This is a genomic window from Virgibacillus tibetensis, assembly GCF_036026595.1.
Lineage (GTDB): Bacteria > Bacillota > Bacilli > Bacillales > Amphibacillaceae > Virgibacillus_P > Virgibacillus_P tibetensis.
On the sequence record NZ_JARZFX010000005.1, the window covers coordinates 200,612 to 214,428 of the forward strand.

Consider the following 13,817-nt stretch of genomic DNA (forward strand, 5'->3'; position numbering starts at 1 on the left):
TTAATTCATGTGTGGAATGGCAGTATATTTTCATATATAAAGAGCTTGAACATACTGCCCATGTATAAAATGGTGCATATTTAAGGTCTTTTGATCATGGAGCTTATTCAAGTAAAGCACCCGTTAGCAACAAAAGGTTTAACGTTTAAATCCCATAACTAAGAATAAGAAAACTACCTACCCATAATACAATATTTGAAGAGATTATAGCACTTTATTTCCTCTATAAAGGAGAATTTCTTTTGATTAATTATCAAAAAGCATTAGATATGTAAAAAACTCAGGTGTTTCCTGATTAACATGAGAAGTGTCGATTCCACGTTCGATAATCAGATCAACCTTTAGTTCTTGGCAATTGGAGGTTATTTCATTTAACTGCGATTCGATAATGACAATTATTCTTTCATCATCTGATGTAGCCTCTCTCATAAGATTATAGTAATGATCACTCTTTTCATTTCTTACTATCTCATACGGAACGAAATTTAAGTTATCCAGGTTAGGCTTTATGAGGCCGTTATTGTGTGCATTAATATAGTTAAGAGCTGTCATTTTCAAAAAAATCGCTTCGGATTCTGACAACCCTGTTTCAACAATATCTATTTTTTTTTGAAACGCAGAGATAACGTCATTAACTGATTGTAATGATCGAATTTCATGGAAATATTGATGCTTCAAATATGTTTTGTACTCATTATGATCCACATAATCACCTCAACAAAAAGATATATCATAAGACATTGTAAAAATAATTGCTATTAAATTAAACTGCCCCGTTAGTACAATAAGTTCAACAAAAAAGGTGGTTAATCCTTCTTTAATTAACGCACCCGTTTGTTTAATAACATTATTCCTTACCTAAAGAAAAACCATTGAATAATCGTCCTCCATAGGGTTCCAAAACTTCATCGACTAAATTAATAACTTTATCTTTTGCACTACTCCTATAAAATTTATCAAACGCTTCAACAAATTGTTCCGCAAATTTTGTATCGTGTTCTCTTAATGAACGTACTATCCACTTAGAAGCACCAATCCATTTATTATTGGTTCTTAATACAAATTCACTGACAAGTTCTGCGAGTGTATTAGCAATGAAAATTCCTTCTGCTCTATTGCTACAACCAATAAAATCATCAAGGGTGTCCGTAATAAAGTATCGCTTCGTATTTATTATCTCCATTGACCACTTTTCTGGACCTTTAGATAATAATTCTTTAGCTTCACTTTTTATCGAGTCAATTATCCCTTTGTCTTTGAGTATTATACCTTCGGACACCATTCGAGGTAGTGATGGCCTAGCTCGTTTAAAATCACTTGCAAAATATTCTTGATATGAATTTAGGTTATGTGCAAACACTTCTATTGGCCAATCGTATACAATTAATGACTCTCTATAAGAAGAGCTATATGTTTTATCAAATATTACTATATCAAGGTCTGATGTTTTTGTTGCTTCGCCACGAACAACGCTCCCTGCTAATAAAGCTCCATCGCAATACGGAAAATAATTTTCAATAAATTTCCGTGCTGCCTTAACTGGTTCTAATCTGTTAAGATCCCCCATAATTACCCCTCTTTTGTTATTTACCTTATTAAACATTTGCACCCGTTAGTGCAATAACTAATTACTTACTTTGTTTATTTTTCAACAGTGAATTCAAAACCAATATTGTTCCTATAACAATTTGAATAATACTTAAAATATATGGAAACCAACCCATTATTTCATTAAGCACTGTAGCAAATTTCCCTGGAGGACTGCCCCAACCTGTCATATTTGGAATGTAAGTTGCAATTGCTAAGTGCATAATACCTAACAAAATTGTACCCGATAAAATTAACAAAGAACCTATATGATAAGACTTGTTTTGATTCATATTTCCTCCCCTTTTTCCTTAGTAAAAGCTCAATAACTTTATACTCTATTGATTACATAATATTCCAAACATTATATTGATAATTCCAGATGAAATAGGAGATCAAATTTAAAGTACACCTTGTTTAACTATCGCAGCAGTTAGTTCAACAAGATTTTATATTATGGCTTAATTTATCTACAATTAAAGGAAGTTCCTTCAAATCCTCCACTATGAAATCTGCTTTAACGTTATCCCATTGATAATCTCTTTTCCATACACATTTCATACCAACATTTTGAGCAGCCTTTACATCTTTTTCTGGATGATCGCCAACAAATATACTTTCAGATGGTAAAACATTAAGTTTATCTAGGGCTGTTTGGAATATTTGAGGTTCAGGTTTTTTTGTTCCTTCCCATTCAGATATAAGAATTGTTTTAAAGTATTTTTCAATACCTAAAGCCTTAACATTATCCATTTGGAACTGTCCTTTTCCATTAGTAATCATTCCAAGAACAATATTTTTATTTATTAATTTTTCTAACGTACTAATGAGATTAGGGAAAGGAACACAACTTTCTTTAAATTGACTGATATAGTCTTGAAGTAATTCATCCCCCGTCAAACCTGTAATGTCAAATTCATCCACTAAATGTTGATACACTTTATCCTTCCAAACATACCCCCTATTATCAAGTTCAATAAACCTTGTTATGTATTTATCCTTTGGAATATGATTTAACCATTTATTTAGTCGCTGGTATTGCTTTTCAATAAAAACTTTTATTGACGCATCTCGGTTTAACAAAGTTCCATCTAAATCAAATACAACAGCTCTTATAATGTTCATCCACTCCCCCAATAGGTTATAAATTATGCTTTATATGATAAAATCTTCTTCAACTAATCAGCACAATAAGCGACTGTCCTTATTTAACAATCCCACCCAGTTAGTTCGACAAGACTAAAAACTTCTTGTTTCTAACCATTCATCTTCTAAAATACTCATTTCCCACAAATTCCAATATTCATCATTATTTTTTCCTGTGTCCCTTAGTAATCCCTCTTTGATAAAACCCGCCTTTTCATAACAAGCAATTGCAGATACATTGAAATCAAACACACCAAGACTAACTCTATGTAATTTAAGTTCATCAAATGCCACTTTGAGAATTTCTTTCATCAATAGTTTACCTATTCCTTTACCCCTGACATTTTTATCACCAACTAATACTTTTCCCACTCGTGCAGATTTGTTTATTCTATCAATTTTCCCCAAAGAAATATGACCAATTACATCTCCAGTTTCTTTACTTATTACTTTATAAACCAAAGTATCAGTGTTATCAATATTGGCATTCTCAATGTATTTTTCTAATTGATATTCAGTTAAGGGATATGAGAAAGCAGGTCCTCCCCATTGAAGTAAAAACTGAGGTGAATCAATCCAATCAATAAGCTGTTTGAAATCTGTACGTTCAAAATATTTTAGTTCGACCATTAGAACTTCTCCTTTACTTTGTTTTTTCTAGTCTTATTATATAATAAAATCTTCAACTAAACTGCCCCGTTTGTTTAACATCATATTATTTCATTAGTTCGGAAAAAAACCTTCTAATATCATCTGGTAATTCCTCTACTGCAAGAACTTTTAATCTCTCAGTTCCAGGAGATGTCATAATTAGATAAGACTTATTGTTATAATCAAATATCGTAAATTGTCCCACTTGTTTCGCTGTGTTACCTTGAATATAGTTGAAATCTTCTTCTGCAAAATTATTTTCATATCCATCTAAGAGCAGCTTTTGCACATCTTCAAAATTATCTGCAAAAGTCAGTTCTCGGTACAGTTCAAGAGAGTTTTTAGGTGTAAAAAAATATACATAATACAATGAACCACCAACTATTATTAATACTATGACTAAGAAAATAATCCAATCTTTTAATTTCTTTTTCTTTGTGACCATCAAATCCCCCCTATTTTTCTCCTCCAATAATCCTGCCCCTATAGATAAATTCAAAAAAAAAGAGTGTATCTCCTTCTTTCTCCTTCTTAAACTAAACTGCCCTATAGTTTAAGTACATTCCTTCACAATATCTATATTCACTTCCATTTTACTATATATTCCAAATAGTTATAACCCAACTCTAGCATATTTAATCTTGATTCTCCCCTTTTCTTTTACCTTGCCTTTTAAATCTCAAGGCAATGGAATTCATAGAAGAGAGAAGGGACAGGATTAGGGAGGTTAATAACACTTACCATTATGTATTTAATTTTTCAGAGGATAAAACTATATAATTAGAGTGGTTAACGTAAACACGCAAAAGATTACGCTTCGCTGGAGGAAATAAGCTAGATCATTTCTCCGTATTTAGTGTATTTGAGGTGTAGATCATCTTAGTTAGTTACCAGGTAAAACCTATGTGGTCGGTTGTTCCACATAAGCTCCCCCATATAAGATGAAAAAATTGTCCACTATTAATAGAGATAACCAACTACAAAATATACTTCATAACCAACCAGAATAAAAAACGAAGGCCAGCCTATTGAAGGGAGCCTTCGCTTTTTAATTCTATGATCCGTCTTTGTAGTGTCTTAGGGTGAATCCTCAATATATTACATATATCTTTTTTCTTCAAACCTTCATCTAAAAGGCTTTTTATTTTTTGTTTTTCTACCTCGATTAATGCCCGTTTACTGATGTTTGGGTCTCCGTATGTGTCTTCTCTATACTGTCTTACCTTCTTCACCCTGTTCCTTCGTTTTTTCTCTGTATCGCTTATAATTGTCTCCAACTTCATTTTTTCTTCCATTTCTGGAGTAATGCAGAGCCATTCTAAAATTGTTTCGTTTTTATAAAAGTACTGTTTACGCTCTACATTTCGGGTATTTTGTTCGATGAGGTGTGATTTTAGTGGGATTTTAAAGTGGTCATTTATTTCAAGCATTAAGTTCTTGGCTTCCATAGGGGTATATCCAGCCGAAAGAGCATGTGATCTGACCATGAAGCATAAGAACTTTCTTCCATCCAAGTCTCCATTAAAGTACTCGACAATCCGGAAGTAATCTCTTAATCTTTTTTTGTTGAGGGTAAAAGTATTAAGAAGAGGGACGACCTTGTCTTTATTCTTTGTCTTTGATTTCCATTCCAAGTACCAATCTGGTAGTGGATCTAGCCATTTCTCTTTTATCTCTTCTATCTCATACTCATAGCCAAACTGCTTAATTTGGATTGTGCTGCCATCTTTGCTATTGATACTGCCTGCAATTCGTCCATGAGACGTGATAGGTTGAGCTTCCGCCCCATAATTGGATAATCTTTTGGCAAACACTTTTGAAATCCTTCTTGCTATATTCTTTGATGCTTCGGAACCTTTTTTCACGTATAGGTCCTTAATTTTGAATAGCAATCTTAGTTGGTGACCATATTCAATAGCTGATGGATACGGAATTGTGTTCCCAACCTCAGATTCAAGAATTGACTGCCATACTTGCTGAGGTGACTTTCCCTTGTGCTTTGAACTTTTTCTGTAATCTACATCTATCTGTATCAAAGGGATAGAGAACACATTCTCATCCGTTGCACTTTTCATTGTTTTGTAAGTGGACAGGGAATACATAAGGTCTACATTACGACTAAAAGTGTAGGAGTGTAAAATTGCGGAGAGCTTTATCTTATCTTTAAGGGTATCTATTGGATAGAAGTAGGTATCCTTAGTCTCCTTGTTCAAAAGATGAACAAAAACATCGGCATCAGTATCAAAAGCAAATGAAAAGAAATTGGCCATTTGAGAAATGTTTTTACTCTGACTCTCAGTTACCCTAACAGTGGTTTTTGGGGAAATAGTAGATTCAGTCGATTTAGTGGATTTCTTATTTTTCTTATTTCTATTCTTCTCTGTTAATTGTAATCGCTTATAAACATAATGTCGATGTTCGAAAAAACCATACCTCTTTAGCAGCCTGTCAACATCTTCAGTTGAAAGGCCAATCATTATCTCCAATAAGTCGTCTACGCTCCTTGGTTTGTAAACACAATATACTTTCTTCGTCTTTTGATCATATGTAGGAATCATATTTGGATATTTAATCAATTTTTCCTTATGGTTTTTATGATATTCCGCAATGGCTCGTTCAGATTCTGAATCTTGATTATGAAATAATTGCTCGGCTAAACTCACAATATAAAAACCTCCTTTTTATAGAAAATCATAGATGACTTCTAATGCTCTATTTGTTTTGTCTTTATTCTACTTGCTCATGACTATGGTTTTACCTCTATACACGTCTTAGGAGGTTCTAATAGTTCCTTAGATAAAAACTTATTTAATCAAAAGGTTTATGGGAAAATATTTATTCCTTTATAGAAGATGATATAATAGAGACCAGCTTTAAGACGCTGATCAGATTAGCGGAACATACTATGATTAGGACATTTTAAATGTGTTAAGAGTAAAGAGTGGGAACTTCATTGAAGTTTTACAACAAACAGGAGACTCACCTGGATTATGTAACAAGTCGAACAAGTCGAATTACTCCTGATTTCCTTATAAACACTTATCCTTATTTAATTTGACAAAGTATCAACAACAGGATCTGAACATCCAAATGTTTTTTGCTTTTCCATTACGCATACATCCGCAATCATATATTCAACGTTTGTTACTTTTGCCATCGTTGTACGGTGTGAGCCTTTGTCGGCAATATAGAGTGATTGTAATTTTAATCTCTCCAATCAGTTTAATCTTCATATGAATTAAATTTTAAATGCTTGATAGATTCCTAACAATACTCCTTAAAAATGCATACTTTAAGATAAAATATTTAAAGAATACTGTGGAGGAAAAGAGGAAGTAATTCCTTCCCCTTTTCCTCAAATGCTACCATTTTACTTCACATTATTTTATGTACACTGTCATCCAATGTCCATCTCCAAAGAAAAATCGGATATTTTCTCTATCAAACCCATTGTCCTCTAGTACACCTTTAATGTAATCTATTAAATCTTTACCGTTTATCTTCGCATTAACATCCCGGACCTCCATAGTGATTTCATTTTCTCCGTATTCAACATACTGTTGTATAAAATCACCCAACGACTCAATTACTACCGATGCTAGACTTTTATTCGTCACTGATTTCTCCTTTGTAACCTTTGGAAATAGTACAAAACTTGCTTTTCTTGATGGAAACTTCAACTTTTTGGTATCAAGAAATTTCTTTATTTTTTCATGATTAGCACCATTCTCTGGGATAGGTAAAGATGCTATGATTCTTTCACAATCATCAACCGTTTCAACATCACCAGCAGCTATGACCTCAAAATACTCACTAGCGACAGGTTTATACATTTCTTCATACACACCATGGAATGTCGCTTTATCTATATTTTGATCAAGGTAAACCATATCCAAAGGGTCATAGTAAACCACTGTAAAGCCTGTTCCAACCTTATTCAAATTGACTAAGATTAGACTCCAATTAACCAGTCTACATATAAATGTATTTCCTGATTTCATTGCTTTAATTGCACTTTCATAACCATTATCTAATTTGTTTACAACCATTTTTGTGCTCATTTCAAATCCTCCATTTTATTTTTATATGAATCCAAGATAACTGATTTGCAGCTCCTACTTTCATTTGTGTAACACTCGCTCGGCTACTACTACTCACTTCTTAGTTCATTATTTTGTTCTAAGATTGAATTGTTAGCTTTTCTATCTCTTTCATGTATTCGTTTATATCACATTCTAGCTTCTCAACATACTGCTGAACTTCTCCCAAATTTAGAATTCTTCCAGTCGGTATATATTTTGGGTGTTCGGTGGTGTACATTAGTAAATATTTATCTTTAACAGTAACATCATCTATTTCCTGAATTCTAAATATTTCTTGATATTCGAATGGGTAATCCGTGTACCAACCCGAACCATCAAATTCATCCAAGCTCACTGACTTGGACTCGACTTTTATGATGGTTTTTTTCATATATTCACTAAGCTCCAATATGTCTCCATCACAATATTCATATACTAGCCTCAATTCCAAGTCTTCTTGATCCGCAAAGGTTTCATCATTAAAATCATAGATCAAAACCTTTTCAACCTCCCCATATCCTTCAGTAAAATGTGTTTCAGCATTTTTATATCTTAAAATTGAAGAAAACTTTCATATCACCTTTATCACCACGGCTAAAATTAGGATGAACCTTTTCATATTGGATTAGTTTATCCATGAGTTCATCGTTATCCACCTTATCTACATTGACTCCCTTGATTGTCATAGTGTAATCACCCAAGTAAACTGCTTCTGAAATCTCATTTGCATTTATCACATAGGACAAATCTTCTTTAGCCCAACGATTATAACTGTCATACCAGAGGGTAAACTCTATCATTTCCTTATCCATTTCAATTCCTCCAACTTTTATTATTTACAATGTAAATCCAGGAAACTTACAATCTGACCTTCCTTTCATTGCTCTAGCTTCTTGAATTCTATTTTCTATTGTATATAGGCAATGGTGTATAATGGTGACGTGGCAAGTCACAAATTAATACTTTTATTTCGGAGTTAATACTTTTATTTCGGAGGAATTTATATGAAAAATAACTTTAGTGATGTTAAAGCTGAGTTAGATTTATTTATAAAAAACAATAAGATTATTGATTTAGTCAACTCTCTCAATATTCCTGATGATTTCAATAGTCCGAAAGTAGAAGATAAACCAAATGCGATTTTCAGAAAAATTCATGGGGATTTTTCTATAGAATTAGATAAACGGGTAGAAAAGGCAAGAAAAGCACAAACAATCGGAGAATATGTGGCAAACTTATATGAGGAAAAAGGAAAAGAGGACCCAAAACTTATTGGCAGGACTACTATGACGGGCATAAATAAAGAATATAAATCTAAATTAATAAATAACCGCATTCATCCTGCCAAAGACAAGTTGTTGCGTTTAGCTATAGCATTCAAATTAAACACGGAGGAAACCGAAAGGTTATTAAGAATGGCTGGATGGTCGCTGGCCGAAGAAAATACTGTTTTTGACACTATCCTTGCTTTCTTTATTGAAAAAGGTGTTTATAAAATCACTGAGATTGATGAGTATTTAGACGAGTATAATGAACCAGTTATGTTTTCAATAAAATAGTAGCAACAAGTTTTGCAACAAGGAGCCAACCATCCATGGATTAGCTCCTTTAATAAATTTATTACCATTAGAACATCGAATTTATTTTTTATATATGGAAAAATTAGGAGAATAGTAAAAACCCACGAGACGCTATCAAAGGTCAAATAAACATCGGAGTACATAATGTTTCGACCATTCTTCTCTCCGTCCCTTTCCCGCTTCGAAACTAACTTAGTTTCAAGAGAGTATGTAGGATAACTAATTTGCAGGTAAATATTTATTTATCCCTTTTTACTATTACTCCTTCTGTTCTTATAGTCCGAAAAAGAAACAACATTGCTTGAAGGTGTTTCATCACTATTACCTATATGCTTCTCCTCCATCTTTTTCAGATAATTACAAGGAATAGATAAGTCAAACTGAACAATAACTTGGCCTTTATCATTAACTATTAGAAAGTCGCCCAATTCTTCATCTTCCATAATTGGGTAAACACGATTCATAGTAAGATTCTCAACATATTCTCCAGCTAACATGAGGTCCAATTACAACAGTACAAAATGCCCAAACAATTGGAGATTGCATAAGAGATTTATATGAAGTAAAACGAAAGGAGGATCCGAAATTTATCGGGAGGGCTACTATTGCGGGGATTAATAAGGAATATAAATCCAAAGTAATAAATAGCCGAATTCATCCATCAAAGGGGAAACTATTATGTCTTTCTATAGCATTCAAACTAGACATCAAAGAGACTGAAAAGTTATTAAGAATAGCCGGGTATTCCCTAGCTAAAGAAAATACTGTCCTTGATTCGATTCTTGCATTCTTTATTGAAAAAGGTTTATATAAAATCCATGAAATTGATGAATGGTTGGATAAATACGGAGAATCAACACTTTTTTCAATTAAATAATAAAGCCGACTTTATTAAGTAGTGCAATTCATTCCTTAACTCAGCTCTAATTAAGAAGAAACCTTCACAGCATACACTGTCATAATAAAATCATTCATGAAAAAACAGGATAATATTTGATTTTAAGTTATTGTAGGCATTAGGCAACCCATATCAAAATAGTAGGTATGGGTTACCCGTTGCTTACATTGATTAATACTGAAATAGGATGGGATTAATAGTAGTTGAAATAATGGTTGATAATGATCCACAAACATCTATTAGTCCGTTACCAATTAGTCTTTTCAAATTCTGATAAAATCCTATTTCTGACACTAATTGCGTATTCCTTCTTACTTTGCATAGATTGTGATTGGAAACCTACACTTATATCATCAATTATTGTCAGAAATTCCGATAATACATTGTCAAGGTATAAGTCATAGATATCTTTAACAATTCTATAAACTTGAATATCTTGTAAATAATCTCCTTGGTACACTGTAAATGAAACGGCATCTATATCATTATAATGTTTAACTTCTACCCATATTTCAACATTCCACCCTGATTCTTTGGAGCAATCTTCGTATGGTAACGTATTTGCAAGAATAATTAAATTATCCTTTAGCATGTGTTTGCTGTAATATATATACTCTACATCCGACCCTTCAATGTATTTTCTATTTAATCCGTTAATCAAATCCATATGTGCAACTCCATTCTATTTAATTAATTTTTATCTCACTTCTTTTTATATTCATTACCTGCAAATTTTCTAACCCGTCTACACTCCCCAAATTTTCTTTGTACAATGAATTTCCCTTTAGTCCAACACTTTTAATTTCATCTTAATGAAACCTAGATAGGTATTATATATCTTTTAAAAGGGGATGTTGTTCCTTCCATTTGGCATAAAGTTCGTTATGATAATCTAAAAAATAGTTTCTTTGAAAAAGTTCCAAAAAGTCGATGTCTTGTGGAGTGATAGATGGAAAATTAATCTTATAAAACGGAAATTCGTCCATTATGCCTCGTGTTTCAAAATCTGAAAAGAAGAACATATCAACCATATTGGTTAGGATGGCAACTTTAATTGATTCTTCAGCTGTGTAATACTCACTAGTTTGTTTGATGTAAGTATCTATGTTTTCTTTGATTCCTTTTGTCTCGAAAAGGATTATTGGTTTTAATTTATGATCTAAGTAGACACCAGTTGCAGCATTTTCTCCAACCCCTGGACGTTCAAAACGACTTTGAGATGGATTAGTATCATCCCAACCTAATGCTGCAAATAAATGGCAAAAGAGTTGAATTCTAACATGTGGTTCATGTTCGAAATGAAGTTGATGGAAATCCCTTCTTTCGTTAATGTGATTAATTTTATCATTTAGTCTCATAAAATCGCCCCTTCTTTATAATTGATATATTTTATTTTAGATCCTATACGTTAAAGTATTACTATTCCCGGATGTTTTCTATTTGAGCTCCTCCTCTTGATCAGTAATTGAGTTAAATCTTATGTAAATGGTTAAACCTCCATACATTTGCTTAACTCTATGTTTTCATTTTATCTGGATAAGAGTTTTAAAGGGTTGCCTGCAAAGTCACATTTTGGTGATTGAACATAAAAAAAGACTAATCCATGAATTAGCCTTTCTTAAAAAAGTATTATAGCTTTGAATATCAAAATCGGATATGCAATCGGTTAATCTTTTTCAAACAGAAATTATAGCTGAACCTTTAATCGAATTCATTCATTTCTTTCTCTTATTTCCATTTCCACATTATGGATGAAATATTACAAACTCAACTGAATTCTTTTCTCTACTATGTACAACCTTTTTATAAATCACCGAAAACCTCCCCCCAAACCCGCATTCCACCGTTTCAGTTAAAATAAAGTTTTCCGACAGAACCCCACTTTTTCATACTTTTATGATAAAGTTTTGCCGTTTTCCGCCGCTTTTTCACCTGTTTTTTCACCTTTTTTTCAGAGTTAAAATAGAAATCTCCGAGAATGTTGCGTAACAGAAAGATAGTAGAATGAAGGAAAAGGAAGGAAGAAAATATGGGTTAGTATTTTAATAGATTTTGGATGGTTTGTTGACAAAAATCCTGAGTGGGATATTGGACAAACCCAGTATTGACAATGGATTGAGCTGTAATTAATTTATGAAGAAACTATTAAAAAGATATTGAAATGTATTGATTTGGACATGAAAAATCCCGGGTTTCTATTGAAAAAAACCCGAGAAAATATTGGATCCAATCCCGAAATCGGAAATGTTTATTATTACGAAATCAGGGGTGGAATCGGAAATGTATATTATGTTTAGGTGATTTACTTTTTAGTTAGACATCACGACGAACTATCTGCGACACACACTCCACGTGCCCTGTCTGCGGAAACATATCAACTGGCTGGACTTCTAGGGTCTCATATCCGCCATCTTCCAGAATCCTTAGGTCTCTGGCCAATGTTGATGGATTACATGATACATAGACAATGCGCTTCGGCTCCATTTCGATCATTGCCTGTAGAAAATCAACCTCACAGCCTTTTCGTGGAGGATCAACTACAATAACATCTGGGTTCAGTCCTTGTGCTTTCCACTGCGGCATTACCTTTTCGGCTTCACCGACAACGAATTCTGCGTTTGTGATGCCATTTAATTCTGCGTTCTTCTTGGCATCGTTTATTGCTTCTGGCACAATTTCCACGCCATACACTTTTTTGGCCTTTTGTGCGAGGAATAGGGAAATAGTTCCTATCCCGCAATAAGCATCTATAACAACATCATCACTTCCAATTGCAGCATATTCCAATGCCTTATCGTACAGCTTTTTCGTTTGGGGTGGGTTTACTTGATAAAATGATTTGGCGGAAATAGCAAAGCGAATATCTCCGATTGTATCGTAAATATATTCCTCTCCCCAGATTACGTTTGTCTTTCTTCCTAAAATAACGTTTGTCCGCTTGTTATTAATGTTATGAACGATTGATTTTACATGTGGGAATGTTTCGGTCAGTTCACGAATAAGTTCCTCTTTATGTGGCAGCTTTTCCGTTCGTGTAATAAGAACGATCATCGTTTCATTTGTCTCTCTTCCCGTACGCACCATAATATGTCGTAAGACGCCACGGTCTTTCTTTTCGTCGTATGCTTTAATACCCAGTCGATTTGCAATCCTGCGTACAGCATGAACCGAACGATCATTTAATTCATCTTGAATCACACAGGTTTCCATGTCATCAATTATTTCATGACTTCGCATTCTGTAGAAGCCTGTAATCAATTCTCCGTCCCTTTCACCAACAGGGATCTGAACTTTATTACGATAACGCCACGGGTCATCCATACCGATCGTTGGATGAACGGGTACATGATCAAGATGGGCAATCTTCCGCATAACACTTTTCACCTGATTATGCTTCATCTGGAGTTGCAGGTCATAGCTCATGTGCTGGAGCTGACAGCCTCCACATTGATAATAAACATTGCATGGTGGCTCCACACGGTCCTTACTTGATTGCTTCACCTCAAGTAATTTTCCAAATCCAAAGTTCTTATTGACCTTAACGACCTTTACAGTCGCCTCTTCACCAGGTAATGCATAGGGAACAAATAGCGGATAGCCACCAATTTTCCCGACACCATTTCCTTCATGGGTGAGGTCTTCGAACGTGAGTGTGATCGTTTCATTCTTTTTTACTGGTGCTGCTTGTTTAGACATAAGTATCTTCCTTTATGTACGTGTTTTGTGATATTCATCTTATCATATCTAACCGGTTTATATCAGAAAATAGGTGTAAGCAAAAGTAAACCAAATAAAATACTCCCTTTAATTCAGTATAATACCCTCAGGATGATGATGATATTATTAACTAAATGAAAAGGAGTATAAGTATTA

General features: G+C 33.5%; 15 protein-coding genes. 1 reads left to right on the plus strand and 14 read right to left on the minus strand.

Annotated features, from left to right (window positions below; genetic code table 11):
- Positions 1-246: 246 nt before the first annotated feature.
- The 10 genes from QGM71_RS12445 to QGM71_RS12490 all read right to left on the minus strand — a co-directional run bounded on the left by QGM71_RS12445 (position 247) and on the right by QGM71_RS12490 (position 8,278).
- Positions 247-705, minus strand: a complete 459-nt coding sequence (locus QGM71_RS12445; protein ID WP_327607880.1) for a hypothetical protein — start codon at positions 703-705, stop codon at positions 247-249.
- 142 nt (positions 706-847) lie between these two features.
- The gene (locus QGM71_RS12450; RefSeq protein WP_327607881.1) at positions 848-1,567 is read right to left on the minus strand and encodes a nucleotidyltransferase domain-containing protein; all 720 of its coding nucleotides are present in this window, start codon (positions 1,565-1,567) and stop codon (positions 848-850) included.
- Between the two features lie 61 nt (positions 1,568-1,628).
- The gene (locus QGM71_RS12455; protein ID WP_327607882.1) at positions 1,629-1,880 is read right to left on the minus strand and encodes a hypothetical protein; all 252 of its coding nucleotides are present in this window, start codon (positions 1,878-1,880) and stop codon (positions 1,629-1,631) included.
- Between the two features lie 145 nt (positions 1,881-2,025).
- On the minus strand, positions 2,026-2,706 hold the full coding sequence (locus tag QGM71_RS12460) for an HAD family hydrolase (RefSeq protein WP_327607930.1): 681 nt from the start codon (positions 2,704-2,706) through the stop codon (positions 2,026-2,028).
- Between the two features lie 120 nt (positions 2,707-2,826).
- Positions 2,827-3,363, minus strand: a complete 537-nt coding sequence (locus QGM71_RS12465; protein ID WP_327607883.1) for a GNAT family N-acetyltransferase — start codon at positions 3,361-3,363, stop codon at positions 2,827-2,829.
- Between the two features lie 85 nt (positions 3,364-3,448).
- The gene (locus tag QGM71_RS12470) at positions 3,449-3,829 is read right to left on the minus strand and encodes a hypothetical protein (protein ID WP_327607884.1); all 381 of its coding nucleotides are present in this window, start codon (positions 3,827-3,829) and stop codon (positions 3,449-3,451) included.
- 580 nt (positions 3,830-4,409) lie between these two features.
- Entirely contained in the window at positions 4,410-5,870 is a 1,461-nt protein-coding gene (locus QGM71_RS12475; protein WP_327607885.1) for a hypothetical protein, read from the minus strand.
- Between the two features lie 894 nt (positions 5,871-6,764).
- Positions 6,765-7,445 carry a hypothetical protein gene (locus tag QGM71_RS12480; RefSeq protein WP_327607886.1) on the minus strand — a complete coding sequence of 227 codons (681 nt, stop codon included), beginning with the start codon at positions 7,443-7,445 and terminating at the stop codon, positions 6,765-6,767.
- 118 nt (positions 7,446-7,563) lie between these two features.
- Positions 7,564-7,962, minus strand: a complete 399-nt coding sequence (locus QGM71_RS12485; protein WP_327607887.1) for a hypothetical protein — start codon at positions 7,960-7,962, stop codon at positions 7,564-7,566.
- A gap of 49 nt (positions 7,963-8,011) precedes the next feature.
- On the minus strand, positions 8,012-8,278 hold the full coding sequence (locus QGM71_RS12490) for a hypothetical protein (protein ID WP_327607888.1): 267 nt from the start codon (positions 8,276-8,278) through the stop codon (positions 8,012-8,014).
- Positions 8,279-8,470: 192 nt separating this feature from the next.
- Between QGM71_RS12490 and QGM71_RS12495 the strand changes: the two genes are divergently transcribed.
- Positions 8,471-9,025 (plus strand): hypothetical protein, encoded by a 555-nt coding sequence (locus QGM71_RS12495; RefSeq protein WP_327607889.1) that lies wholly within the window; start codon positions 8,471-8,473, stop codon positions 9,023-9,025.
- Positions 9,026-9,288: 263 nt separating this feature from the next.
- Here the strand turns inward: QGM71_RS12495 and QGM71_RS12500 are convergent, their stop codons facing one another.
- From QGM71_RS12500 to rlmD, 4 genes are all read right to left on the minus strand, one after another.
- Complete coding sequence (locus QGM71_RS12500; protein WP_327607890.1) at positions 9,289-9,510, minus strand: hypothetical protein; 222 nt, start codon at positions 9,508-9,510, stop codon at positions 9,289-9,291.
- A 681-nt stretch (positions 9,511-10,191) separates the two neighbouring features.
- Positions 10,192-10,611, minus strand: a complete 420-nt coding sequence (locus QGM71_RS12505; protein WP_327607891.1) for a hypothetical protein — start codon at positions 10,609-10,611, stop codon at positions 10,192-10,194.
- A 163-nt stretch (positions 10,612-10,774) separates the two neighbouring features.
- Complete coding sequence (locus QGM71_RS12510) at positions 10,775-11,302, minus strand: hypothetical protein (protein WP_327607892.1); 528 nt, start codon at positions 11,300-11,302, stop codon at positions 10,775-10,777.
- A 955-nt stretch (positions 11,303-12,257) separates the two neighbouring features.
- Complete coding sequence (gene rlmD / locus QGM71_RS12515; protein WP_327607893.1) at positions 12,258-13,640, minus strand: 23S rRNA (uracil(1939)-C(5))-methyltransferase RlmD; 1,383 nt, start codon at positions 13,638-13,640, stop codon at positions 12,258-12,260.
- Positions 13,641-13,817: the final 177 nt, after the last annotated feature.

Bases quoted from the DNA above. Each gene is read 5' to 3' on its own strand.
- rlmD (WP_327607893.1), bottom strand. From the start codon at position 13,640: ATGTCTAAACAAGCAGCACCAGTAAAAAAGAATGAAACGATCACACTC.
- QGM71_RS12495 (WP_327607889.1), top strand. From the start codon at position 8,471: ATGAAAAATAACTTTAGTGATGTTAAAGCTGAGTTAGATTTATTTATA.
- QGM71_RS12505 (WP_327607891.1), bottom strand. From the start codon at position 10,611: ATGGATTTGATTAACGGATTAAATAGAAAATACATTGAAGGGTCGGAT.
- QGM71_RS12465 (WP_327607883.1), bottom strand. From the start codon at position 3,363: ATGGTCGAACTAAAATATTTTGAACGTACAGATTTCAAACAGCTTATT.
- QGM71_RS12470 (WP_327607884.1), bottom strand. From the start codon at position 3,829: ATGGTCACAAAGAAAAAGAAATTAAAAGATTGGATTATTTTCTTAGTC.
- QGM71_RS12510 (WP_327607892.1), bottom strand. From the start codon at position 11,302: ATGAGACTAAATGATAAAATTAATCACATTAACGAAAGAAGGGATTTC.
- QGM71_RS12480 (WP_327607886.1), bottom strand. From the start codon at position 7,445: ATGAGCACAAAAATGGTTGTAAACAAATTAGATAATGGTTATGAAAGT.
- QGM71_RS12500 (WP_327607890.1), bottom strand. From the start codon at position 9,510: ATGAATCGTGTTTACCCAATTATGGAAGATGAAGAATTGGGCGACTTT.
- QGM71_RS12450 (WP_327607881.1), bottom strand. From the start codon at position 1,567: ATGGGGGATCTTAACAGATTAGAACCAGTTAAGGCAGCACGGAAATTT.
- QGM71_RS12455 (WP_327607882.1), bottom strand. From the start codon at position 1,880: ATGAATCAAAACAAGTCTTATCATATAGGTTCTTTGTTAATTTTATCG.
- QGM71_RS12490 (WP_327607888.1), bottom strand. From the start codon at position 8,278: ATGGATAAGGAAATGATAGAGTTTACCCTCTGGTATGACAGTTATAAT.